The sequence below is a fragment of the Frankia sp. CcI49 genome (assembly GCF_001983215.1).
In the GTDB taxonomy this organism is placed as follows: domain Bacteria; phylum Actinomycetota; class Actinomycetes; order Frankiales; family Frankiaceae; genus Parafrankia; species Parafrankia irregularis.
The window spans coordinates 177078-202111 of record NZ_MOWP01000014.1 but is presented as its reverse complement, the minus strand read 5'-3'; the positions used below and the strand labels follow the sequence as shown (position 1 = coordinate 202111).

The following is a 25034-nucleotide window of genomic DNA, read 5'->3' as shown; positions in this document are numbered from 1 at the left end:
GGTGAGTGTTCGGGTGAGCTTCCCGGGAAGGCGGTCGACGAGTGGAACTGCGCGAATATGTGCACGTCCTGCGTCGAAGTTGGTTGCTTGTGCTGGCGTGTGTGCTGCTGGGCGGTCTGCTCGCGGCGACGGCCAGCTGGCGTCAGACGAAGATGTACGCGGCCTCGGTGACGATGGTGGTCTCCTCCTCCGACGAGGCCGTGAACGCAGCCAGCGCGTACCAGGGCGGGCTACTCTCGCAGCAACGGGTCAAGTCGTACGCCAACCTCGTCGCCAGTGAGCGGGTCGCGAGTGATGTGATCGCCCGGCTCCACCTGGCGGAAAGCCCCGCTGATCTGCGTGCGCGGATCGAGGCACAGGCCGTGCCGGACACCGTCCTGCTGCGGGCGGTCGTGCGTGACGCCGACCCCCAGCGAGCGAAGTTGATCGCGGACAGTGTCGGCGAGGCCTTCTCCGCCGCGGTCGAGCGGATCGAACGGCCGTCCGAGGACGAGCCGCCGTCGGTGCATGTGCGGGTGTGGGAACGAGCCAAGGCGCCGACCGCACCGATCTCTCCGCAGCCCGTCCGCAACGTGGTCATCGGCCTGCTCCTGGGCGTGATCGTCGGGATTGCCGCCGGCATCGGCCGGCACCGTCTCGACACCAGCATCGGCGGGGACTCCGACGCGAGCGTGATCACGGGCGCCGCGACCCTCGGCATGATCGGCTACGACTCGGATGCCAGCCGCCACCCGTTGATCGTCCACCTCAGTCCTCACTCGCGGCGCGCGGAGGCTTTCCGCCAGCTCCGCACCAACCTGCAGTTCGTCAACATCGACACCGGCCCGCGGTCGATCCTGGTGACCAGCTCGGTCGCGCAGGAGGGCAAGAGCACGACCGTCTGCAACCTCGCGATCGCCCTCGCCCAGGGTGGGGCGCGCGTGTGCCTGGTCGAAGGCGACCTGCGGCGACCGTCCTTCGGTGAGTACCTGGGAATCGAGTCCGCGGCGGGGCTGACGTCGGTGCTGATCGGCGCCGCGGAGCTGGACGACGTGCTCCAGCCCTGGGGCGAGGGCCGGGTTGGTGACGGACGGGTCGAGATTCTGCCCAGCGGCCCCGTCCCGCCGAACCCGAGTGAGCTGCTCGGCTCGCGCAACATGGCCGAGCTGCTCGAGGTTCTCGACAGCCGGTTCGACATCGTCCTGATCGACACGCCGCCCCTGCTGCCGGTGACGGACGCCGCCGTTCTGGCCACCCGGGTGGATGGTGCGCTGCTCGTCGCCCGTACGGGCCGGACGCGCCGCGAGCAGCTCCGCCGGGCGGTCGGGGCGCTGCGGGCGGTGGACGCGAACCTGCTCGGCACCGTGCTCACGATGATGCCGACAAAGGGCGCGAACTCTCATTACTACGGCAGCTACGAAACCTACGCCCCGCATCCTCGGCACCTGCGTTCCCGCGGGGAGGCAGGCTTCCCGAACGAGTCGTCGCCCGCCATCCCGGCCCAGGGCCGGGCCCGGGCCACCTCCGCGGCGGGCACGTCGTCGTCCGATGGCAGGCCGACCGACGGCAGGCCGGTCGATGGCAGGCCGGCCGACACCCGGGTGGCCGACGGCCGCGCCGCCAAGCCGACGGCGGCTGCGCGCAAGGCGGCGACCAGGGCCGCGGTCGATGCTGACAGCCGGCTCGGCGGCCGTAAAGGCTCCCGATCAAAGCCGCGTTCGGCCCCGCAGCCGTCCACGCAGCCAGCGACGTCGTCGTCGGCGGCGGAGGGGACGGATCAGGTGAGCGCCGAGGATTCCCCGGCGGTCGAGATCGCCGCGCAACGGCAGCCGGATGAACCCACGGCGCCGCTGGCCTACGGCACGGCCGACTATCCGGACCACCCGGCGGGCCGGTGACGGAGCGGCCGACGGGGGGAGCGGAGCAGCCGTCCGCGCCGTCGGCACCGCCGGCGGCGCGGACCGCGCCGCCGGTGCGGGAGACGGCAAGGCCAGTGGGCGAGCCGGTGGGAGGGGACGGCCCCGGACGCCCGAGAGGCGGCCGGGGCCGACTGCAACACCCGCGGCGACGGTTCATCCTGGCCGCCGCCTTGCTTGCCGTGGTGGTGTCTGCCGGTGCCTGGGTGGGTGTGCGAGGGCTGCTCGCCCGGTCGCAGTTGGAAGCCGCCCGGGCCCAGATCACCGGGCTGCAGTCCGCGCTTTCGGGCGGCGCTGTCCCCGGGGCGGCGGACCTGCGCCGGACAATGGACGAGATCGTCGCGCGGACGAGCTCGGCCCGGTCGCTGACGTCCGACCCGCTGTGGTCGCTGGCCGGGCATCTCCCGTTCGCGGGCTGCCCGCTGCGTTCCAGCGCAGCGCTCGCCGCCGCGCTGGACGGGGTGGCGACGAACGCGCTGGGGCCGGTCGTCGAGCTGGGAAACCGGTTGGACCCCAGCACCCTGCGGTCGGGTACGGCGATCAACGTGACGGCGCTGGCCTCGGCCCGGGTTCCCGCCGAGCGGGCGCGAGTGGCGGTCACCTCGTTCGAGAACGCGGTGCGGCGGGTGTCGCCCTGCGACGGCCTCGGTGATCAGCTGGGCGTCGACGCGGCCCGGAGCGAGGCGGCCGCGACCGGCGAGAAGCTGCACGGCGTCCTGGACACCCTGGTGCTCGCCACCCGGCTGGGCCCGGACCTGCTCGGCGCCAGCGGGCAGCGCCGCTACCTGCTGGTTGTGCAGAACCCGGCGGAGTCACGTGCGAACGGCGGCATCATCGGCGGGTTCGGCGTGCTGACGGCCACCCGTGGCCGGCTCGAGCTCGACGACATCTCCGGTAACGGGAACCTGCCGGGCGGTCCGACACAACAGCTCCCGGCCATGAAACTGCCCGCGGAGTTCGCGACCCGCTACGGCCAGTTCTGGCCGGCCCGGGTGTGGGCGAACGCGAACCTGACGCCGGACTATCCGACGGCGGGGCGGCTCTACTCCGCGCTCTACCGCGCCGGCACCGGTGCGACGGTGGACGGGACGATCAGCCTCGATCCGACGACCCTGGCCTACCTGCTGGCTGTGACCGGCCCGGCGGTCCTGCCGGACGGCCGAACGGTGCCGGCGGATCAGCTGGTCGAACTGGTCGAGTCCCGGGTCTATGCGCAGATCGACGATCTCGACCGGCGTGACGAGTTCTTCGCCTCGGTCGGGGAAGCCGTCTATCAGGCCGTGATTACCGGTGGGGGTTCGGCGGGCGACACCGCGAAACTTCTCCGGGCGTTGGCGCGCGCTGCCGGCGAAGGGCGCCTGCTGGTGTCAAGTAACCACGCCGAGGAGGAGGCGACGCTTTCGACGACCGCACTCGGCGGGGCGCTGCTGGATGTTCCCGGGCCTTTCCTGGGAGTGGTGACCCAGAACGCGTCGGCGAGCAAGCTCGACTTCTGGCTACGGCGCAGTACCGAGTACCGCATCGACCGCCGTCCGGACGGAACCGGACTTGCGACGATCACTGTTTCGCTGACGAACGCCGCCCCGGAGGGTCTCAGCGATTACGTCCGCAACCGCGGAGACGTCGACATCCCCGGCTGGCGTAATGAAGGGGCGCAGAACAACATCTGGATCTCTCTCTATACCGGGCGCGGGAGCGTGCTCGTCGATGCCAGCGTCGACGGGAAGCCGATCTCGCTGGCGGTGGGGGAGGAGAAGGGACGCCCGGTCCTGTCGAGCTATCTGACGGTTGACCGGGAGCAGACTCGGACGCTGCGGGTCCGGGTACTGGAGCCTTCGGCCGGACCCGTACTGACTCTCCGCAGTCAGCCTCTGACGTTTCCTGAGCGCCTCGTGGTAGAGGGGCTTCCTGTGGAGCGACCGTGGTCACGGAGAGTTATTGGATGACGGCTGCGGGTCGTAGACACGGAGAGTAACTCTCTGTAGTCTCCCTGTAGTCAATCATCCGACTGCTTGAACTGATCACCCGCAGGGAGAGTATCTGAATGAAGTTCCGAACTCTCGGCGTCGCGCTGGTAGCGGGCGGCGGGCTGGCGCTCGCTGCGCTGCCGGCTTCTCCGGCGACGGCATTCGATGACAAGGACACGCCCTACCCACCTGTCTCCTGTGCCGGAGACAGCGGGGAAGGTCATGTCACCAAATCCCTTCTCCTGTTGGGTGAGCACACGACCTTCAGTGGATGTGGATTCCGGCCGAACACATCAGTCGACATTCAGATCGACGGAATCAGCACCATCTCGGCCTTCGTCAACGGCTCCGGGCGCTTTAGCCAGCAGATCACACCCGGCACCGTGGGCACCCACATTCTCACTGGCGTGGGCGTGGCGGGCGGGCCCACGACGGCGTTCGGCGCAGACGACGAGGAGTTCTCCGACTCGGCCGGCGGCGACACGTTCACTGACCCGGCCGGCGACGAGTTCGACGACGGCTTCGGTGACGGGTTCGACGACGACTTCGACGACGAGGGGACGCCGCCGGCGGACGATCTGCCCGTCGACGGCGCATCGTTCGGCGGTCCGGACGCCGGTGGCCCGGTGGTCGACGTTCCGCCGACCACCAGCGACGTCCAGCCACCCGCCGCGGTGGACAGCCCGGCCGAGGACTCGCCGGGTGGGCTCGCGTCCGTCGTCCATCCGTGGAAGAAGACCCGGGTCGTCACCGCCAAGGTCACCGTCATCGGTCTCGGCCAGGGTGGGATCGACCCGATCGTGGCGGCTGATCTGATCAGCGACTGGGTCCGCTGGGGCTTGGACCGGAACGACAAGGACCGGTTCCGGGACGGGAACGGTTCCTGCTTCGGTGACGGGTTCGACAAGGACCGCAACAAGGACTTCGACAAGGACCGCAACAAGGACTTCGACGACAAGAACATCCGCAACGACAAGGACTTCAACGACAAGGACCGCGTGCACCGTGACGGCCTTGCCGCCCCGGTGGTGACTCCGCTGGCCGATGGTGACAAGGACGACCGCTTCAACGACAAGGATGGTCTGTTCAACGACAAGGACCGGCGCCGGGACGGTGACTGCATCATCGCTGGTGGAGTCGTCGGCGTGGGCGTCGGTGGAGCCGGGGTCGGTGCGGCCGGTGCCGGTGCTGGTGCTGGTGCTGGCGCGCTGCCCTTCACCGGTGTCGAGACCGGCGCGATGATGTCGATCGCGATCGCGCTGCTCGGTGGCGGTGTCCTCCTCCGGGTTGCCGCCCGGCGGCGTCGGCTGGCCGGCCGGGTGCAGGGCTGACCTGGACGGACAACCAGCGGGGGACAGAGACCACATCCCCAGGGTGGAATAATGATCCAACCCGGCGACTGAGGACGATCGTCCGCAGCCGTGGCGCGGACACGCGGCCACGGGCCGTGGTCAGGACAACCGGAACCGTTGGTTGATTCACGGTGCATCCGGTGCCACCCATGAAAGGCACGGGCCGCCCGCGTAGAGCGCGGGCGGCCCGTCGCCATGCCAGCCGTCGGCGCCGGTCAGCGGGAACCGCGGCGCAGCGGATCGAACGGAGCCAGCTCGGCGGGCAGGCGCCCGTCGACGAGCGTCTCCGCCACCAGCCGGCCGGTGATCGGCCCCAGGGTGATGCCCCACATGCCGTGCCCCCCGGCCACATGCACCCGCGGCGAGAGCGTCGGCCCGATGAGGGGGAGCCCGTCCGGGGTGCATGGCCGTGGCCCCACCCACTCCAGGGCGCGGGCATCGAGATCGACACCGCGCAGCAGCCTGCGCGCGGCCGTGACGATCGCGTCGATGCGGCGCGGGTCGGGCGGTGCGTCCGGTCGGCGGAACTCCATCATTCCGGCGACTCGCAGCTCGGCGCCGATCGGTGTGCACGCCACCCGGGCGGCGGGAAAGTAGAGCGGCCCGGTGGGCGGCTCCTTCACCGCGACGCTGAAGCTGTAGCCGCGCCCGGCCTGCACGACGGTCCGCACGCCGAACCGGGCCGCCAGCGGTGACAGCCAGGCCCCGCCCGCCAGCACCACCGCGTCGAACCGCACCGGCGGACTGRCATGGTCGGCCATGGTCAGCACCACCCGGGAGCCCAGGTCGATGACCTTGTCGACGGTGATGCCCTCCCGGATGACCCCACCGCGCTCGCGCACGGCGTCGGCCAGCGCGGCCACGAACCGGCCGGGATCGCAGTAACGCTGGCCGTGGATCTGGATCACGTCGGTGATCTGGTCGGACAGCAGCGGTGCCAGGTCCCGAGCCGTCAGCGGGTCGAGATCCTCGGCGTCGACGGGCTGGCCGCAGTGGCGCACCTCGTCGAGCTCGGTGCGGAACGCCTCGGCGCCGGCCCGGTCCTGAAAACAGGCCAGGAACGGGGCGGCTGCCCTGGTCGGTGCCGCGACTCCGCCGTCGGCGAGCTCGTCGAAGGCTTCCAGGCTGCGCTGGGTGAGCGACGAGAGGGCGCGCATCGCCCGGCGCCAGCGGGCCTGGGTGCTGTGCCGGACGAACCCGGTGAGGAAGCGGGCGAGAACGGGGTCGGCGGCGGGCGGCAGGAACACCGGGGAGTCCGGGCGCAGGAACATCCGCAGCCCGTAGCTCAGCACCGCCGGCTCGGGCAGTGGGGTGGCCAGGCCCGGAGTGAGCCATCCGGCACTGCCCCAGGACGCACCGGCGCCGCCGTGCACCGGACCGGGCGTCACCCGGTCACGTTCGAGGACCGTGACGCCCACACCGCGCTCCTGCAGGTACCAGGCGGTGCAGAGGCCGACCATGCCGGCACCGACGACCGCCACCTGATCCGGGCGCGGATCAACAGACAAACCAGACGGGGGACGAGGGTCCACGCCCCAGATGTTCCCCCGCGCGGGCGGTTCAGCCGTCCGGCCCGGGTGAGCTGGCCCAAAAGGGCCCGCCCACGGGCGGCGACAGGCACAGAACGTGCCGGCCGCCGCCCGTGGGCGGGGGTTGTGCGGGTGCGACCGCGGGTGCGGCTGGCTACCGCTTGGTCAGGGCCCGCAGGTACTCGCGGTTGAGGTTGCCGATGCTGGTCAGCGGGATGCCCTTCGGGCAGGCGACGGTGCACTCGCCGGTGTTCGTGCACCCGCCGAAGCCCTCTTCGTCCATCTGCGCGACCATGTCGCGCACCCGGCTCTCGCGCTCCGGGGCGCCCTGCGGCAGCAGGTTGAGGTGGGTGACCTTGGCCGAGGTGAACAGCATCGCCGAGCCGTTCGGGCAGGCCGCCACGCAGGCACCGCAGCCGATGCAGGTCGCGTTGTCGAACGCGGCGTCGGCGATCGGCTTCGGCACCGGCGTCGCGTGCGCCTCGGGGGCGCTGCCGGTGACGACCGAGATGTAACCGCCCGATCCGATGATCCGGTCGAAACCGGAACGGTCGACGACCAGGTCGCGCATCACCGGGAAGGCGGCGGCACGCCACGGCTCGACGTCGATGACGTCGCCGTCGGCGAACTCGCGCATGTGGAGCTGACAGGTGGTCGTCCGGTCCCGCGGGCCGTGCGCCTGGCCGTTGATGACCATGCCGCACATGCCGCAGATGCCCTCGCGGCAGTCGTGGTCGAAGGCCACCGGGTCTTCGCCCTCGAGGATGAGCCGCTCGTTGAGCACGTCGAGCATCTCAAGGAACGACATGTCCGGGCTGACGTCTGCCAGCTCGTAGGTGACCATGGCACCGCGGTCCTCCGGGCCGCGCTGCCGCCAGATCCGAAGGGTGAGGTTCACGGTCGGGGCTCCTTCGAGTGCTGTGTGGCTCGTCGCGCGGCGTGCGGACGTCCGTGATCGCGCCGCCTGCGGCGCTGTGGAAGCGGATGGCAGGAAACAGGGGCAGGGGCGGATGCACAGGCGGCTGGTGCCCCCGGAGTAACCCCCGGAGCGGGTGCCCCCGGAGCCGGCCGCCACCGCGCCGCCCCGACGGGGGCGGCCGGGCGACGGCCGGCAGCGAGGATCACGAGTAGTTGCGCTGGGCCAGGTGGACGTAGTCGAACTGGAGCGGTTCCCGGTGCAGCACCGGGGCCCCGCCCGTGTACTCCCACGCCGCCGCGTACGCGAAGTGCTCGTCGTCGCGCAGTGCCTCGCCGTCCGGGGTCTGGCTCTCCTCACGGAAGTGACCGCCGCAGGACTCGGCCCGGTGCAGGGCGTCGATGCACAGCAGCTCGCCGAACTCGAGGAAGTCCGCGATCCGGTTCGCCTTCTCCAGCGACTGGTTCAGCTCGCCGGAGTCGCCCGGCACCTTCACCCGACGCCAGAACTCCTCGCGCAGCTCCGGGATGCGGGCGAGCGCCTTGCGTAGACCCGCCTCGGTGCGGCCCATGCCGCACTCGTCCCAGATGAGCTCGCCGAGCTCACGGTGGAACGAGTCGGGGGTGCGGTCGCCGTTGATCTCCAGCAGGCGGCCGAGCCGGCCGGTGACATCGCCGATGACGGACGTCACCGCGGGGTCGTCCAGGCTGACCGAGCCGAGCTTGGTGCTGGCGATGTAGTTGCCGAGCATGGGCGGCAGCACGAAGTAGCCGTCGGCCAGGCCCTGCATGAGGGCGCTGGCGCCGAGGCGGTTCGCGCCGTGGTCGGAGAAGTTGGCCTCGCCGACGACGAACAGGCCGGGGATGGAGCTCTGCAGGTCGTAGTCGACCCACAGCCCGCCCATCGTGTAGTGGACGGCCGGGTAGATCCGCATCGGGACCTTGTAGGGGTCCTCGCCGGTGATGCGCTCGTACATCTCGAACAGGTTGCCGTACTTCTCGCGGACCTTGTCCTCGCCCATGCGCCTGATGGCGTCGGCGAAGTCGAGGTACACGCCGAGGCCACCCGGGCCGACACCGCGGCCGTCGTCGCACTGGTACTTCGCCGCACGCGACGCGATGTCACGCGGGACCAGGTTGCCGAAGGCCGGGTAGATCCGCTCCAGGTAGTAGTCGCGCTCGGCCTCGGGGATCTGGTCGGGCGAGCGGGTGTCGCCCTTCTGCTTGGGCACCCAGATGCGGCCGTCGTTACGCAGCGACTCGCTCATCAGCGTGAGCTTGCCCTGGTACTCCCCGGAACGGGGGATGCAGGTCGGGTGGATCTGCGTGTAGCACGGGTTGGCGAACAGCGCGCCGCGCCGGTGCGCCCGCCACGTCGCCGTGGTGTTGGAGCCCTTGGCGTTCGTGGAGAGGAAGAAGACATTGCCGTAGCCGCCGGTGGCGAGCACGACCGCGTCCGCCAGGTAAGGCGTGATCTTGCCGGTGACCAGGTCGCGGGCGACGATGCCGCGGGCCTTGCCGTCGATCACGATCAGGTCGAGCATCTCGGTGCGCGGGTGCATCTCCACGTTGCCGGCGTCGATCTGGCGCGACAGCGACTGGTAGGCGCCGATCAGCAGCTGCTGGCCTGTCTGGCCCCGCGCGTAGAAGGTGCGCTGGACCTGCACACCACCGAAGGAGCGGGTGTCGAGCAGGCCGGAGTACTCGCGGGCGAACGGCACGCCCTGGGCGACGCACTGGTCGATGATCTGCGTCGAGATCTGGGCGAGCCGGTAGACGTTCGACTCGCGGGCGCGGAAGTCGCCGCCCTTGACCGTGTCGTAGAACAGCCGGTAGACGGAGTCGCCGTCGTTGCGGTAGTTCTTCGCCGCGTTGATGCCGCCCTGCGCGGCGATCGAGTGCGCGCGCCGAGGCGAGTCCTGGAAGCAGAACTGGATGACGTTGTAACCCTGCTCGGCCAGCGTCGCGCCGGCCGCGCCGCCGGCGAGGCCGGTGCCCACCACGATCACGGTGTGCTTGCGGCGGTTGGCGGGGTTGACCAGCTTGGCGGAGAACTTGCGGCGGTCCCAGCGGGTCTCGATCGGACCGTCGGGTGCCGCGGTGTCGGCGATGTCGTCGCCAACTGTCCAGTAGGCGCTTCCACCGGAGCCGAGAGACGTCGTCTCAGGCATCTCAGTCCACCAATCCGGCCAGCACGGCGATGGGAACGACCATGAAGCCCGCCGCGATGAGAACCGCCAGAACGGTCGCGGCGATCTTAAGGTTCTTCTCCCGTGCCGCGCTGTGCACGCCGAGGGTACGAGCAGCGCTCCAGAATCCGTGATGGATGTGTAGTCCGAGCGCTAGCATGGCGATGATGTAGAAAAGTGTGACCCACCACACAGAGAAGCTGGACACCACGTTGTCGTAAGCGGCGCCTTCGACTCCGTTGCGGTTCAGCGTCAGAGCCGTGAAGTCGAGGAGGTGGTAAACGATGAACAGGGCGAGGACGATGCCGCCATACCGCATCGTGTTCACGGCGTAGCTGGCCTCGAGGCGCTGCCGGTGTGAGTACTTCTGCGGCCGGGCCTTGAGGTCACGCCGGCTGAGCTGGTAGGCCGACGTCGCGTGCAGCACGACTGCCACCGTCAGGACGGCCCGCATGATCCAGAGGAACCAGGCTCCGTGGAGCGCGGGGTCGCCGATCGTGCGCAGCCAGTGCGCGTACTCGTCGAAGCTGGTGCGACCGAAGAAGATCTTCAGGTTGCCCAGCATATGGACGAGTAGATAGAGCAGCATCACTGCTCCGGTGACGGCCATCACGGCCTTCTTGCCGATGGTCGACCGCCAGAAGATGCCTACGGGGGACGTAGGCCGCGCGTCGTTCGTTACAGCCACGCTGCGAACCCTAGGGATAAGTTCCCGAGTGGTCCAAGACATGATGGACCTGAGCTCGATAGCCTCTGCCTATCCTCGGCTACTCTTAGGTGTGCAGCTTCATCAGCTTGCGTATTTCGTCGCCGTCGCCGAGACCAGGCATTTCACTCATGCGGCAGAGCGTGAGCACGTGGCGCAGCCCTCCCTCTCGCAACAGATCCGTGCCCTGGAACAGGAGCTCGGAAGTCCACTCTTCAACCGAATGAGGGGGAACATCACACTGACGGTGGCGGGTGAGACCCTGCTGCCGCTGGCACGTCGGATCCTCGCCGACACCGAGACGGCCCGCCGCCAGGTGCAGGAGCTGCTGGACCTGCGCACCGGCACCGTCCGGCTGGGCGCGACGCCCAGCCTGTGCACCGGCTTCCTGCCCGACGTGCTCTACGCCTTCCATCGAGAGTACCCGGGTATCCGGCTGATCGTCGAGGAGGGCGGCTCCCGTGACCTCGTCCGTAACCTCGCGCAGGGGAACCTGGACCTCGCGCTGATCATCCTGCCGCTGCACAGCTCAGACCCGGCGCTGTCGACGACTCCGCTGCTGCGCGAGGACCTCGTCCTGGTCACCTCGGAGAACTCGCCGCCACCCGCACGGGACGGCCAGCTGCGGGTGGGCGACCTGCGCGGGCGGCCACTGGTGATGTTCCGCCGCGGCTACGACCTGCGGGAGTTCACCGTCGGGGCCTGCCGGCTGGGCGGGTTCGAGCCGACGTTCGCCATCGAGGGCGGGGAGATGGACGCGGTCGTCGGCTTCGTCGAGGCCGGTCTGGGCGCGGCCGTCATCCCGAGCATGGTCGCCCGGCGGCAGCGGCTGCGCAGCACCTCGTTCGCCCCGCCGGGCCTGCACCGGACGATCGGGCTCGCGCACCGGCGCGATGTCGAGCCGCCGCAGGCGGCCCGTGAGCTGCGGCGCAGCCTGCGGGCCTACCTGAAGAGCACGGCCGCGGCCGGAACCCTCCCGCCTGGAACCGATCTGCTGCCGGGCTGACCGTGTGGTGGCGGGTCGTCCGTCTGCCGGCGGGCTGACCGCCGCGGGCTTACGCCATACGGTAAGATTTTTCGTTCAATTGTGATCATTGCCGTTCGTGGGTGATCCGGACCTGGCTAGCGTTGCCGAGATCAGAGCTTTTGTCGGTGGGTGACGGGTTCGTGCACCCGAAGGTGGGTGCGTGGACGTGACCGTGCTCGGCGATCGGGCCGAGCGCATCGGCCTGTGGGCCGGGATGCGCCGGCGGGCGGAGAACACCCGGACCGAGCGGTCGAAGGTCGCGGTGGCCGCGGTGGCCGCGGTGGCAGCGGTGGCCGCGGTGGCGCAGCCGGAAAGCTCGTGGGAGCTCTCGGAGCGTGATGCTCCGAACGCTCGGGAGACTCGTGCGGGAGGAACTGTGAACAGCGTCGACGTAGCCCTCAAGGAGGCGATGGCCACCGAGGGCGCCATCGGGGTCGCGCTGGTGGACTTCACCAGCGGGATGACCCTCGGCACCCTGGGCAGCAGCCACACCTTCGACCTGGAGGTGGCCGCCGCCGGCAACACCGACCTGATCCGGGCGAAGATCCGGACGATGGAGAGCCTGGGGCTCGCCGACACCGTCGAGGACATCCTGATCACCCTCGGGCGGCAGTACCACCTGATCCGCCTGCTGCAGAGCCACACCGGGCGGGGGCTGTTCCTCTACCTGGTCCTCGACAAGTCGCGCGCCAACCTCGCGATGGCCCGGCACCGGCTGCGCACCATCGAGTCGTCCCTCGACATCTGAGCCCCGGACCGGACCACGTAGGCGGCGCCGAAAATTCTCCTCAAGGGGCACAAAAGGGGCGCAGGGCTGCCTGGCGACCCGCAAGAAAGAAGGATCGTGGTCGTTGGAACGGCCGAAATCGTTCACTCTTGCGACTCGCCGAACACGGGCTACCGGGCGGGCGCGGTGATGGTGGCGGTCCGACCCGGGTGAAGGATGGTGGCGTGACCACCACGCCGACACTGCGGATCACCGGGCGGGTTCTCGTCGGGCCCGAGGACGTGCGGGACGACCTCTGGGTCGTCGACGGGCGGGTGACCTTCACCGCGCCGGTCGGCGCCGCGGCGCGGGACGTCCGGACCGTCTCGGGCTGGGCGGTTCCCGGCCTGGTCGACGCCCACTGCCATGTCGGGCTCGTCTCCACCGGCGCCACCGACGCCCGGACCGCCGAGGAGCAGATCCTCACCGACCGGGCCAGCGGCGCCCTGCTGCTGCGCGACGCGGGATCACCGTCGGACACCCGGTGGATCGACGAGCGGCCGGAGCTGCCGCGGCTGATCCGCGCCGRCCGGCACATCGCCCGCCCCAGGCGTTACCTGCGCGGCTACGCCGCCGAGGTGGAGCCGGGCGATCTCGCGGCCGAGGTCGCCGAGCAGGCTCGCCGCGGGGACGGCTGGGTCAAGCTGGTCGGCGACTGGATCGACCGGGCCCAGGGCGATCTGGCGCCCTGCTGGCCGGCGGAAGCGGCCGGTGCGGCCATCGAGACCGCCCACGCGGCCGGAGCCCGGGTCACCGCGCACTGTTTCGCCGAGAGCTCGCTGGTCGATCTCGCCCTCGCCGGCATCGACTGCGTCGAGCACGCGACCGGGCTGACCGACGAGACCATCGGGCTGTTCGCCCAGCGCGGCATCGCGATCGTGCCGACCCTGGTGAACATCGCGACCTTCCCCCAGATCGCCGCCGGTGCCGAGGCGAAGTTCCCCGCCTACGGCCGGCACATGCGTGACCTGCACGCCCGCCGGTACGACACGGTCGCCAGCGCCTTCGAGGCGGGCATCCCGATCTACGCCGGCACGGACGCGGGCGGCTCGCTGCCCCACGGCCTGGTCGCCGAGGAGGTCGCGGAGCTCGTCGCCGCCGGGCTCCCGCCCCGCGCGGCACTCGCTGCGGCCTGCTGGGACGCCCGCCGCTGGCTGGGCCGACCGGGCCTGGACGAGGGCGCCTCGGCCGATCTCGTGGTGTACCCGGCCGACCCCACCGCCGACGTCCGCGTGCTGCGCGCCCCGGAGCTGGTCGTCCTGCGCGGTCGGGTGGTCTGACGGGCGGTCTGGCGGATCGCCTGGCGGGCGGTCTGACCTGGCCGGGTTGCGCCCGGGGAACCTCGGGCCCGGCCACTCGTTGTAGCCGGTGCGGGCTCTGGCCCGGATGGGCGGTGCGGTCGCGCAGTGCGGTCCGGTGCGGTCGCGCGGTGCGGGCGGGCGGTGCGGTCGCGCGGTGCGGGCGGTGCGGCGGCACCGAGGAGCAGGAGGCCAGATGGCGGAGCTCGTGTCCGGAGCCAACACCGAGCTGTCCGGCACCGTGATCTCCATGGAGCTGCCGGGCCCCTTCGATCTCTCGGCGCTCGTGCTCGGGCCGGACGGGCGGGTGTCCGGCGATCGGGACATGGTCTTCTACAACCAGCGGTCGGCACCGGGCGTCATGCTGCGTGCCACGCCGGGCTCGCCGGCCATCGAGCTCGACCTGAGCCGGCTGCGCCCGGGTGCCGAGCGGGTCGTGCTCGTCGCCAGCCCGGCGGACGGCGTCACGCCGTTCGGCCGGCTGCCATCGCCGCAGGCGACTGTCAGCGCCGCCGGCCGCACCGTCGCCACCCTGCGCCCGCCGCCGCTCGGCACCCAGACGGTCCTGCAGATCGCCGAGATCTACCGGCGCGGGCCGGGCTGGAAGCTGCGAGCGCTCGGCGCCGGGTACGCGGACGGGCTGGCCGGCCTCGCCCGTGACTTCGGCGTCGACGTGGACGACTCGCCCCCGGCGCCCGCTCCCGGGCGGTCGGTGCCGGTGCCCGCTTCCGGGCGGTCGGCGCCGGTTCCGCCGCCCGCGGCCCCGGGGGACGTCCTCGCCGAGGTGCTGGCGCTCACCAACGCCGAACGCGCCCGGGCGGGGCTGGCCGCGCTGACCGCCGAGCCCCGGCTGGCCGCGGCGGCCGCCCGGCACAGCGCGGACATGGCCGCCCGCGGCTTCTTCGCCCACGACACCCCGGAGGGGATCAGCGTCGCCGACCGGGTCCGGGCCGCCGGTTACGACTACTCGGTGGTCGCCGAGAACATCGCCGCCGGTCAGCGGACGGCACGCGAGGTCGTCGCCGGCTGGATGGACAGCCCGGGGCACCGGGCGAACATCCTGCGGCCGCAGGTTCGTCAGCTCGGCGTCGGCCGGGTCGAGGGCGGCGAGTACGGCGTCTACTGGACGCAGGTCTTCGGGTCGCCCAGGTGATCCTCCGGGTGCAGAGGTGATCAGGTACCCGGCCGTGGTGCCACCGACAGGTGTGCGCGGGGCCTGTGGCGGATGTGGCGTAGGTCCGATTCCGGTGGCGGCGCCGAGCCGAACGTCCTGACCACGCCGACCGCGAATCGGGCCGGGCGGGGCCGGAGATCGCAAATTGTGGATGGTTTGCTTGCCGAGCAGGTCTTTGTGACCATACGTTCCCAGCTGTCACCGTGATCCGTGATCAGGGTTGTTCGCGTTGATCAGGTGGGTCCACGGCGCGTTCGTGGGCCATGTCCGGAGGCGCTCGTGGCCCTCCTTGAGCGCAGGCAGACACCGGCCACCGGTGTGATGCGAGGTGGTGGCCGTGAACGACGTCATGGGCTACGTCCTGTTGAGCCTGGGCACCGGTGCCCTTTACGCACTGGTCGCCACGGGTGTCGTGGTGGTGCAGCGGGGCGCCGGTGTCCTGAACATGGCGCAGGGTGCGCTGCTGGCCTGGTCCGCCTACGCGTTCCACGGCGCGAGCAGTGTCTGGGGGCTGCCGCGGGCACTGGCGGCGCTGCTCGCCGTCGGCTCCACGATGGCCATCGGGGTCGCCTTCCAGCAGCTGGTGCTCCGCCCGATGCGCCAGGCGACGGCCGTGCTGCGGCTGATGGCCACGCTCGGACTGCTCATCGTCATCCAGTCGTCGCTGACGCTGATGTACGGCAGCGACGTGCGGAACTCGCCGACCGTTTTGCCGACGTCCAAGGTGACGTTGTTCGACACCGCGGTGGGTGTGGACGTCTTCACCCGCCTCGCGGTGGTGGTCGTGGTGGTGGCGGGGCTGTGGGCGGTGTTCCGGTTCACCACGCTGGGGCTCGCGGCGACCGCGGTGACGGAGAACGCACGGGCCGCGGCGACCCTGGGCTGGTCGCCGGACGCCGTGGCGAGCTGGGCCTGGCTCGCCGGGTCCGCGCTGGCCGGGCTCGGCGGTGTGCTGCTGGCGCCGCTGCAGAACCCGCTGTCCGCCGGTGGGCTGATGCTGCTGATCGTGCCGGGCCTGGCCGTCGCCCTGGTCGCCCGGTTCAGATCACTGCCGGCGGTGCTCGTCGGCGCGTTGGCGCTCGCCGCGGTGGAGCTGGAGCTGCAGGTCCACCTGGTGGCGGACCATCCCGTCTGGCGGGGCGTGGACCGGGCCGTTCCGCTGGCGGTGATCGTGTTCTATCTGGCGGTGCGCGGGCGCGGGATTCCCGACCGCGGGCATGTCGCCGAGCGTCATCCGTCGCTGGGCAGCGGCCGGGTGTACTGGCGGGCGCTGGGTGCCGCGGTGGCCGGCGCGCTCGTCTGTATCTGGTGGCTGCTGCCGGCGCCCTGGGTGAACGCGCTGAACGCGAACGCCATCTGGGCCATGATCATCCTTTCGGTGGTGGTGCTGGTCGGCTTCACCGGCCAGCTCTCCCTCGCCCAGCTCGCCTTCTCCGGCACGGCGGCCCTGATCGCCGGACGGCTCGTGGCGGTGCAGGGGTGGCCGCTGGAGGCGGCGCTCGTCGTCGGGGTCGCCGGGACGGCGCTCGTCGGAGTGCTGTTCGCGCTGCCGGCGCTGCGGACCCGTGGCCTGCAGCTCGCCGTCGTCACCCTCGGCCTCGGCGCCGCGGTGGACGCCCTGCTGTTCCAGCGCGGGTACCACTCGCCCGCGCCCGCGAGCCCGCTCGGTGACCTGTTCGGTGACCTCTCCAGGCTGGAGGGCACCGAGGTCGGCGACGCCACCCTCCTCGGCGTCCACCTGGACAAGGTCTCCGACCCGCGTGGTTTCGCCACCCTGTCCCTGCTGGCCTTCACCGTGCTGGCGCTGCTCGTCGCGAACCTGCGGCGCGGGCGGGCGGGCCGGCGGCTGATCGCTGTGCGGACGAACGAGCGTGCGGCGGCCGCCCTCGGGATCAGCGTCGTCGGGGCGAAGATCTACGCCTTCGCGCTCTCGGCGGCGATCGCCGGCTTCGGCGGGGTGCTGTACGCCTTCTACGCCTACGGTGAGCGGGGCAACATCGACTACGGCGGCGGGCTGTTCTCGCCGTTCGCGTCGATCCTGCTGATCGCCTACGCGGTGGTGGGCGGGGTCGGCTGGACCAGCGGTGCCTTCGCCGGCGCGACGATGGCCGCCGACGCGCTGGCGACCCGCATCGGCGCCTGGGTGGGAAGCCTGCTGGCGCAGCTGGGTGCCGTCCTGCGGCTGCTGCTGGCCGCCCTCGCCGCGATCATCGGCCTGGCCCTCGGGCGCGCCGTCGCGCCGCGCCGGCCGGCACCGGTGGGCGGGTCGGTGGGCGGGCCCGCGAGCGCGCCGGCGGGCAGGCCTGAGAACTGGGCGGCGGGTGAGCCGGCGCCGGGCGTGGGCGAGTCCGGGCCGCGTGGCGCCGGGCGCCTGGCCGGGCGTGCGCTGCCCTGGCTGACGGCCGCCGTCTGCGCGGGCGTCGCCTTCGCGGCGGGCGGGCGCATCGTCGACTGGCTCGCGGATCTCGACCGCTACGTCCCGCTGATCGGCGGTCTGGTGCTCGTCACCGTGCTGTCCCGGTCGGGCGGCGGCATGGCGCCGGAGAACGCCCGCACCGCCCGGCGCGTGCTCGAGCGCCGTTTCCCGGCCGCCCTCGAGCGGCGCGCGGCCGCGGATGCCGCCCGGGTCACCCGGCTGCTCGGCGCGGTACCGGCGATCGGCACCGTCGCCGCTACTCCGGTCGGTCCGGCCGGTCCGGCAGTCCGCGCCGCTCCGGTTGCTCCCGCCCAGCCCGCTGCCCCGGCCCAGCCGACTGCTCCCGCGGGGCCGGTGGCCAACGGGCTGGAGACCGGGCCGATGCGCCAGGTGGGATCGGTCGGCTATCCGGCCCGACCAGCGACGCTCTCCGCCTGGGGGCTCTCGGTGCGCTTCGGCGCGGTGGAAGTGATCCGCGGCGTCGATCTGCGGGTGGAGCCTGGCCAGATCGTCGGCGTCATCGGTCCGAACGGCGCCGGAAAGACCACAGTGATTGACGCGATCACCGGTTACACGGGGTCGGTCTCGCAGTCGCTGATGCTCGGTGAGGCCCGCCTCGACCGCCTGCCGGCCCATCTGCGCGCCCGGGCGGGGATCAGCAGGTCGTTCCAGAACCTGGAGCTCTTCGAGGACCTCACCGTCATGGAGAACATCCAGGCCGCCTGCGACCCGCGGGACGCCCGTGCCTACCTGGGGGACCTCGTGCTGCCCCGGGCCCGTCCGCTGCCGGCCGCCGCGGCGGCTGCGGTCGAGGCGTTCGGGCTCCGCGCCGATCTGCTCCGCCCGGTGTCGGAGCTGCCCTACGGCCGCCGCCGCCTGCTGGCGATCGCCCGCGCCGTCGCGACCTGCCCGTCCGTCCTCCTCCTCGACGAGCCGTGCGCGGGGCTGGACGAGAACGAGAGCGCGGGTGTCGCGACGCTGCTGCGCCGGCTCGCGGACCACTGGGGCCTGGGCATCCTGCTCAACGAGCACGACATGGAGGTGGTGATGCGGATCTGTGACCAGGTCGTGGTCCTCGACGGTGGCGAGGTGATCGCGCGCGGCACGCCCGGCCAGATCCGCGTCAACGAACGGGTGCGTGACGCATACCTGGGACCGGCCGACCCGGCCGTCGCAAGCAGCTCGTCCGGCCCGGCCGGCTCGTCCGGCCCGGCCGCCGGGACCAGACGATGACCCCCGACAGGGGGCTGCGCGCGATCGCCGACGCGGGATCCCGGAGCGGCACACCCGTCCTGAGCACGCGCGGGCTGTCGGCCGGCTACGGGGATGCCGGGCCGGTGGTGCGTGACCTCGACCTGGAGCTGTGGCCAGGCGAGGTCGTCACGTTGCTCGGGCCGAACGGTGCCGGCAAGACGACGACGTTGCTGGCCCTGAGTGGTGCGCTGCAGCCGCGCGCCGGCGTCGTCCGCTGGGGCGGCCAGATCACCACCGCGCCGCTGCACCAGCGCGCGCGGGCCGGGCTCGCCCTCGTCCCCGAGGACAAGTCGGTGATCATGAATCTCACGGTTCGGGAGAACCTGCGGATCGGCCGCGCGGACGTCGGCCTGGCCCTGCAGACGTTCCCCGAGCTCGAAAGCCATCTCGACCGACGGGCCGGGCTGCTCTCCGGCGGACAGCAGCAGATGGTGGCCCTGGCTCGGGCCCTCGCCCGCCGCCCCGCCGCGCTGCTGGCCGACGAACTGTCCCTCGGCCTGGCCCCGCGCCTGGCCGAACGGCTGCTCGGTGTCGTCCGGGCCGCGGCCGACGGGGGGCTGGCCGTGCTGCTCGTCGAGCAGCACGTGCGCAGCGCCCTCGCCGTCGCGGATCGGGTGGTCGTCCTGCGGCACGGGCAGATCTCCTGGTCCGGCCCGGCGCGGCAGGCGCGGGAGAACCCCGACCTCCTGCTCGGCGCCTACCTTCCGCTCGCCTGAGCGCGGGCGGTGGCGGCCCCGTTCAGCCGGGACCGCCACCGCCCTGTTCCGCGCCCTGCGTTCCCGCCCTCGTGCTCAGGACGTCCTGCTCAGGACGCGCCCTGCTTCAGCAGGGTCATCGCGTCGTAGGTCTCCGGCCCGAGCGACACGAACCCGCCGGTGGCGCTGTCCCACCGGGCACCGCGCATCGTCGTGTTGAAGACCCGCTCGACGCCGGGAACGGGGTTCGGGGTGGTGAAGTCCAATGGCGGAACCAGGCCGAGGTCGAGCCCCTTGGTCTTCCCCAGCTGGTCGAGCAGGGCCTGCGAGGTCAGCTCGCCGGGGACGGCGTTGCCGACCTTCTCCGCCACCTGCACGGAAAGCCAGGCGGCGGTGGTCCCGGTCGCCGAGCGCAGGTCGGCGGCGGCGTCGGCGTCGCCGGCCTTCTCCTCGTCGTCGAGCTCGGAGATCATCCGGGCCAGCTCGGGGAACTCGCCCTGCTGGCTGAGCTCGGGGAACGGACTGGCGACAACGAGGTTGTCGGCGGCCGCGCCGAGGCTGGCCAGGTACTTCTCCGAGAGAGTGCCGGCCGCGTGGCAGGTCCGCAGGCTGGTGCCGGCGCCCTTGATCACGGCGTAGGCGGCCTGGTCGAACACCACGAGCACCGCCCCGTTCGCCTTCGCCCTGGTGAGCTGGGTGACGGTCGGGGTGAAGTCGCTGGTGGAGATCGGGATGCGCAGCTCGGGGGCGAGCGGTGTGCCGACTGCCCGCGCGCCCGCCTGGGCCATCGTGATCAGCCGGTCGCTGTAGGACAGGTCGTACCCGACCAGGCCGATGCTCGACGCGCCGGCCTTGCGCAGCAGCGACGGGCAGACGGCCGGGTAGAAGGTGAGCGGGCTGAGCATGAAGCTCACCTTCGAGCTGAGCTCGGAGCCATCCGCGGCGATGCCGGCCGAACCGATGGCGGGGATGCCCGCCTGCTCCAGGATCGGCATTATCCCACCGGAGCCGGAAACCGCCGACACGACGGCCAGGACCTTCTCGTCCACGGCCTGCTGGGCGCATTCCTTCGCGGCCGCGGCGTCGTTCTTCTCGTTGCAGTGCACGATCTCCACGGGATGGCCCTTGATCCCGCCGCGGACGTTCACCGCGCGGGCGGCCGCCTTCGCCGCCGCCACCAGCTCGGGATAGTTGCTGCCGGTGGTCCCGACCGGTGCGATGACCATGAGCTTGACCGGGGTGCCCGATCCGGCGGCCGTGCCATCGGAGGCCGCCCCGCTGCTGTCGTCGCTCCCACCGCAGGCGGCGAGAGCCATCGCGGCTCCGATACAGGCTGCGCCGAGCCGCAGGCCCAGACCTCGTCTCACCGGCTAGTCCTTCCTTGTGCTGCTGGCGGGCTGGCGGGGCGGCGTGTCGGGCGCAGGCACCCGCGCAACCCCGGAAAGCCACGCCACGGTAGCCCTGTCCGGATGTGATCCCTACGGCAGGTGAGTCGAGAATCCGCTGGTGTGGCGTTTACCTAACGCTACGCACAGTTTTCGGGGATCTGCGGCCACGCCGGGGCGAGGCCGCACACACCCGTCCGGAGCAACCGCGGATACGCGGCCAGGCGGCGCAACGAGGCGTCCAGAGCCTTCCAACGGGCCGCTGCGCTCGCTCAGGTCGCGCTCAGCTGGCCAGGTGGCTCAGATGACCTGCGACCAGGCGTAGGTGAAGCCCATGACCTGGTCCGTGAGCGTTTCCAGATGGCTCGCGGCCCGCCGGTCGAGCACCTCGCCGCCCGCGCCGAAGGGCGCCGTGGAGGTGTCGATCGAGACGCCGAGGGGAGTCGGCCAGCCGCGCAGCGCGTGGACCGAGGAACGCAGCGCCGCGAGAGTGGTGCCCGCCGTCTGGGGGCCGTCCGCGCAGACGATCAGCCCGACGGCACGTCCGTCGAGGTAGGGGCGCGGTGCGTCCCGGAGATCCTCCAGGTAGTCCAGCGCGTTCTTGACCAGCCCCGACACACCGCCGTGGTAGCCGGGAGTGGCGATCACCACCGCGTCGGCCCGGGCGATCTCGGCGACCAGCCGGCGAGCCGCGGGAGTGCGCTCGACCTGGTCCGGAACGTACATCGGCAGGTCGATGTCGACCGAGCCGAGCAGCACCGTCTCCGCGCCCGCCGCGGCCATGGACCGCAGCACCGTCTCCAGCGCGCGCAACGACGCCGACTCCGGCCGGGTCGTCCCGCCTAAGCCCACGATCGTCGGGCGCCGCCGACGATCCGGGCGGGCGGCCTGGCCACTGCGCACGGCCAGTGCGGCGAGATCCCCGAGGACGTCCCCACCCGCCCGGTCGGCGGGGCGTGATCGCCTGCTCGTGTCCCGGCGGGCGAGCGGCTCGCCCGCACCCGTGTGCACACCTTCACCGCTCGACGTGAACGCGCTGTGCGCGTCGACCATCGACTCCTCCTCGTCGCAAACCGCTGCCGATCTCGCCCGCGGGACCTCGTGGACGAAATCTGCCTACCGCAAGGCGTGGGGCGGAAGCGACGGAAAGCGTACTGGCAGGTGTTCAGTGCCGATCGGCGCGGCGTCGCAATGCGGGCGGCAGCGCCACGGCCCCGGGGCCGAAGACGGCGACGTGGTCGTCGGGGTTCGACATGTGGCAGCGCCGCAGCGACAGGCAGCCACAGCCGATGCAGGTGTCGAGGCCGTCGCGCAGCCGTTCCAGTGCCTCGATCTGCTCGTCGAGCCGGCTGCGCCAGGCCCGCGAGATCGCGGTCCAGTCGGCCTTGGTGGGAGTACGTTCGGCCGGCAGGCGCTGCAGCGACTCGCGGATCTCGTCCAGGCTGAGCCCCACGTTGCGGGCCGCGCGGATGAAGGCCAGCCGACGCAGGGCGTGGCGCGGGTACCGGCGCTGGCCGCCGCTGGTCCGTGTTGTGCTCAGCAGCCCTTCCCGCTCGTAGAAACGCAGCGCCGAGGCACTGAAACCACTGCGGCGCACGACTTCACCGAGGGTCATGGCGTCCGAGGCGTCCATTTCCCGACCGTACAGCGGTCAACATGAAGTGAGCTTTAGGTTTCTGGGCCGGCGGCCTGACTCCGGGCTCGCTACGATTTGACCGTGCTTGCCGCGGTTCCCCGATCAGATGACGGTCCCGTGCCGGACGGCCGTCCGGGCTCGAGCGGTACGGGTCCGAACCGTGCAGCCCCGAACGGTGAAGCTCCGAACGGTGAAGCTCCCAACGGTGAAGCTCCCAACGGTGCGGGCGCGAACGGTGCGGGCGCGCAGCCCGGTGTGCTGGCCCTGCCGGAGGCGGCCGGCGGGCCGGAGGCGGCCGGCGAAGGCGCGCATCGGCGCTTCGACCCTCTTACCGGGCGCTGGATTCTCGTGTCGGCGGGCCGGGTCGCGCGCCCGTGGCGCGGCGGCGAGGAGAAGGTCGCCACCGACCTCCCCGCCTACGATCCCGAATGTCATCTCTGCCCCGGAAACGCGCGGGCCTCCGGCATCGGGAATCCGGACTACGACGGCGTCTACGTGTTCGAGAACGACTTTCCGGCGCTGCGGCCCGGATCCTCCGACGCGCCGGGCGGCTGGCTGGGTGAGGCCGCGCCGAACACGGCGAACGGTGCGCTGCCGCACATGGCGGACGGTGCGGCGCCGATGTCCGATGCCCGGGCGTCCGCGCTGCTGCGGGCGGCTCCGGGTGCGGGAACCTGCCGCGTCGTCTGTTTCGACCCACGCCACGACCTCACCCTGGCCAGCCTGCCCCTCGAGCGGGTCCGCGCCGTCGTCGACACCTGGGCCGACCAGGAGCGCGACCTGGCCCGTACCTGGACGTGGGTGCAGATCTTCGAGAACCGCGGGGCGGCGATGGGCGCGTCCAGCCCGCATCCGCACGGCCAGATCTGGGCGTCGTCGTTCATGCCGGACCTGCCGGCCACCGAGGACCGCTCCCAGCGGGCCTACCTGCAGGCGCAGGGGACCTCCCTGCTCGTCGACTACGCGGCGCTGGAGTCCGACCTCGACGCGGCGGGCGCGGCCTCCGGTCCGAGCCGGGTGGTGGTGGCGGACGACCACTGGGTCGTCGTCGTGCCCTACTGGGCGCTGTGGCCCTTCGAGACGCTGCTGCTGCCCCGCCGCCCGGTGCGCCTGCTGCACGACCTGACCGGCCCGGAGCGTGACTCGCTGGCAGGCGTGCTGCGTTCGCTGCTGCGCACCTATGACGCCTTGTTCGACAGTCCCTTTCCGTACTCGATGGGCTGGCATTCCGCCCCGGGCCCGCACAACGGCTCCGCCGGGCAGGCGACCGAGCACTGGCAGCTCCATGCCCATTTCCACCCGCCGTTGCTGCGGTCGCCGACGGTGCGCAAGCACGTGGTGGGCTACGACCTGTTCGCCGGGATGCAGCGCGACATCACGCCTGAGGACGCCGCCGCCCGCCTGCGCGCCGCGCGCCGCCGCGTGACAGAGCCGCCCGCCGCTGTGTGAGCCTGCCGGACAGGTCCCGAGCTCCGGCCGGCTGCTGCCGCCGGACAGGACTTGAGGATCGTGGTCGTGGGGACGACCGAAATCCTCGGATCTTGGAGCCGCTGTGGCGGGCCGGGGTGGGTCGGGCCGGGTCGGTGGCCGGTCAGGGTGTGCCGGGAAGGGCGTCGTCGGCGTCGCCGTCCACGCCTTGCTGGCTGGCCAGGCGTTGCTGGGAGGAGAACTCCCAGAGCTTCCCGGTGGCCCACCACGGCCAGTCGTGACCGCCGTCCCAGGGCACACCGACCACCACCGACGAGCTGGTCACCCGCGAGGATTCGGTGCGTGAGTCGGGGAACGTGACCTTCACGTAGTCCGACCAGCCTCCGCGCCAGGGCACGGTCGTGTCCTGGGTGCCGTGGATGTGCATCATCCGAATGGGCGCCTGCTGACAGGGCACGAGCAGCGCGCCGGCGACGACTCCGGCGGCGGCGAAGACCTCGGGCGCCTCGCAGACGGCCCGCGCCGCCATCATGCCGCCGTTCGAGTAGCCCCAGACGTAGACCCGGGCCGGGTCGACCGGGGTTCGTCGTTCCACGTCCGCCACGAGCTCTCGCAGGTAGGCGACGTCGTCGACACCGTTCACACCCGCGCAGCAGGTGCCGGAGTTCCAGGCCCCGTCGATTGCGTGCCCGTAGGCGAGGACGAATCCGTGCTCGTCGGAATACGGGGTCGCGCCGCTGAGGTCGCGCATCGCGGCCGCGTCGTGCAGGTACGCGTGAAGGAGGATCACCAGCGGTCTGCGCTGCCCCGCCTGGACGGTGGTGTGCAGGTCGTAGCTGCGCCCGGACGCCAGTGTGACGAGCTCGGTGTAGGTGGCGCCCGCCGCGGCGGTGGCGGCGGTGGCGGCCGGCGTCACGGTCGACGACGCCGCACCGCTGGTGGGCGAGGCCGCGGTCCCAGCGGCCACGGTCCCAGCTGATGAGGAGGCCGAGGCCCCCGACTTGGCGGCGGCGGTGCCCTCGGGCGCCGCGGCGTGCCGCGCCGCACCGGTCGTGGTGCCCGTCGCGGGGGCGGTCGCGGTGCCCGGGGAGGCCTCGGCGACCACGTGCGCGGCGGAGGCGGCGCTCGTCGCGGACGGGAAGCCGGTCGCCTCCAGCGCGACCTGTGTCGCGAGGAGGGCTGCGAGTGGCAGGCCGACGGCGACGAGGAGCGCGATGACTCGTCGGTGGCCGAACGCCACTGCACCCCCCACCCGGGCTCTCGATCAGGCAGATACAGGCAGATAGATGTATGTCGCTGACTTCGCCGCGGGGCCGCGGCCGAGGTCATCGTAATAGCGCCTCGGATCGGTGCTGACGGCCCTACCAGCCGTGATGCGGGCCGCGGCGGCACCGCCACCCCG

At 71.9% G+C, this 25034-nt stretch carries 18 protein-coding genes; 10 read left to right on the top strand and 8 right to left on the bottom strand.

From position 1 onward, the window contains the following. Nucleotides 1-41: 41 nt before the first annotated feature. The 3 genes from CcI49_RS12740 (at nt 42) to CcI49_RS12730 (ending at nt 5193) form a co-directional block, all read left to right on the top strand. On the top strand, nt 42-1877 hold the full coding sequence (locus CcI49_RS12740; protein ID WP_076826697.1) for a polysaccharide biosynthesis tyrosine autokinase: 1836 nt from the start codon (nt 42-44) through the stop codon (nt 1875-1877). A 224-nt stretch (nt 1878-2101) separates the two neighbouring features. Then, on the top strand, nt 2102-3841 hold the full coding sequence (locus tag CcI49_RS12735; RefSeq protein ID WP_241840040.1) for a DUF4012 domain-containing protein: 1740 nt from the start codon (nt 2102-2104) through the stop codon (nt 3839-3841). Nucleotides 3842-3939: 98 nt separating this feature from the next. Further along, complete coding sequence (locus CcI49_RS12730; protein ID WP_076826695.1) at nt 3940-5193, top strand: hypothetical protein; 1254 nt, start codon at nt 3940-3942, stop codon at nt 5191-5193. Between the two features lie 236 nt (nt 5194-5429). Here the strand turns inward: CcI49_RS12730 and CcI49_RS12725 are convergent, their stop codons facing one another. From CcI49_RS12725 to CcI49_RS12710, 4 genes are all read right to left on the bottom strand, one after another. After that, entirely contained in the window at nt 5430-6695 is a 1266-nt protein-coding gene (locus CcI49_RS12725; RefSeq protein WP_083749480.1) for an FAD-dependent oxidoreductase, read from the bottom strand. A gap of 202 nt (nt 6696-6897) precedes the next feature. Continuing rightward, nucleotides 6898-7641, bottom strand: a complete 744-nt coding sequence (locus CcI49_RS12720; protein ID WP_054564912.1) for a succinate dehydrogenase/fumarate reductase iron-sulfur subunit — start codon at nt 7639-7641, stop codon at nt 6898-6900. A 223-nt stretch (nt 7642-7864) separates the two neighbouring features. Then, nucleotides 7865-9829 carry a fumarate reductase/succinate dehydrogenase flavoprotein subunit gene (locus tag CcI49_RS12715; RefSeq protein WP_054564911.1) on the bottom strand — a complete coding sequence of 655 codons (1965 nt, stop codon included), beginning with the start codon at nt 9827-9829 and terminating at the stop codon, nt 7865-7867. A 1-nt stretch (nt 9830) separates the two neighbouring features. After that, a complete protein-coding gene (locus tag CcI49_RS12710) occupies nt 9831-10535 on the bottom strand; it encodes a succinate dehydrogenase cytochrome b subunit (protein ID WP_076826691.1) in 705 nt (234 codons plus the stop codon). Nucleotides 10536-10626: 91 nt separating this feature from the next. On the opposite strand from CcI49_RS12710, the gene CcI49_RS12705 reads away from it, so the two are divergent. From CcI49_RS12705 to CcI49_RS12680, 6 genes are all read left to right on the top strand, one after another. After that, nucleotides 10627-11559 (top strand): LysR substrate-binding domain-containing protein, encoded by a 933-nt coding sequence (locus tag CcI49_RS12705; RefSeq protein WP_054564909.1) that lies wholly within the window; start codon nt 10627-10629, stop codon nt 11557-11559. Between the two features lie 397 nt (nt 11560-11956). After that, nucleotides 11957-12328, top strand: a complete 372-nt coding sequence (locus CcI49_RS12700) for a hypothetical protein (protein WP_054565426.1) — start codon at nt 11957-11959, stop codon at nt 12326-12328. 203 nt (nt 12329-12531) lie between these two features. Next, nucleotides 12532-13626 (top strand): amidohydrolase family protein, encoded by a 1095-nt coding sequence (locus tag CcI49_RS12695; RefSeq protein ID WP_076826861.1) that lies wholly within the window; start codon nt 12532-12534, stop codon nt 13624-13626. Nucleotides 13627-13840: 214 nt separating this feature from the next. Next, nucleotides 13841-14797, top strand: a complete 957-nt coding sequence (locus CcI49_RS12690) for a CAP domain-containing protein (protein WP_076826689.1) — start codon at nt 13841-13843, stop codon at nt 14795-14797. Nucleotides 14798-15155: 358 nt separating this feature from the next. Next, entirely contained in the window at nt 15156-18467 is a 3312-nt protein-coding gene (locus CcI49_RS12685) for an ATP-binding cassette domain-containing protein (RefSeq protein WP_076826859.1), read from the top strand. Further along, on the top strand, nt 18464-19204 hold the full coding sequence (locus CcI49_RS12680) for an ATP-binding cassette domain-containing protein (protein WP_054564905.1): 741 nt from the start codon (nt 18464-18466) through the stop codon (nt 19202-19204). The genes CcI49_RS12685 and CcI49_RS12680 overlap by 4 nt, the downstream gene beginning before the upstream one ends. 89 nt (nt 19205-19293) lie before the next feature. On the opposite strand, the gene CcI49_RS12675 is transcribed toward CcI49_RS12680, so the two are convergent. The 3 genes from CcI49_RS12675 to soxR all read right to left on the bottom strand — a co-directional run bounded on the left by CcI49_RS12675 (nt 19294) and on the right by soxR (nt 22201). After that, entirely contained in the window at nt 19294-20550 is a 1257-nt protein-coding gene (locus tag CcI49_RS12675) for an ABC transporter substrate-binding protein (protein WP_076826686.1), read from the bottom strand. A 318-nt stretch (nt 20551-20868) separates the two neighbouring features. Next, nucleotides 20869-21621 (bottom strand): NADPH-dependent FMN reductase, encoded by a 753-nt coding sequence (locus CcI49_RS12670; protein WP_054564903.1) that lies wholly within the window; start codon nt 21619-21621, stop codon nt 20869-20871. 112 nt (nt 21622-21733) lie between these two features. Further along, entirely contained in the window at nt 21734-22201 is a 468-nt protein-coding gene (soxR, locus tag CcI49_RS12665) for a redox-sensitive transcriptional activator SoxR (RefSeq protein ID WP_054564902.1), read from the bottom strand. Between the two features lie 258 nt (nt 22202-22459). On the opposite strand from soxR, the gene CcI49_RS12660 reads away from it, so the two are divergent. Further along, a complete protein-coding gene (locus CcI49_RS12660) occupies nt 22460-23653 on the top strand; it encodes a UDP-glucose--hexose-1-phosphate uridylyltransferase (protein WP_054564900.1) in 1194 nt (397 codons plus the stop codon). Between the two features lie 142 nt (nt 23654-23795). Here the strand turns inward: CcI49_RS12660 and CcI49_RS12655 are convergent, their stop codons facing one another. Then, a complete protein-coding gene (locus tag CcI49_RS12655) occupies nt 23796-24884 on the bottom strand; it encodes a PHB depolymerase family esterase (RefSeq protein ID WP_235497654.1) in 1089 nt (362 codons plus the stop codon). Nucleotides 24885-25034 lie beyond the last annotated feature (150 nt).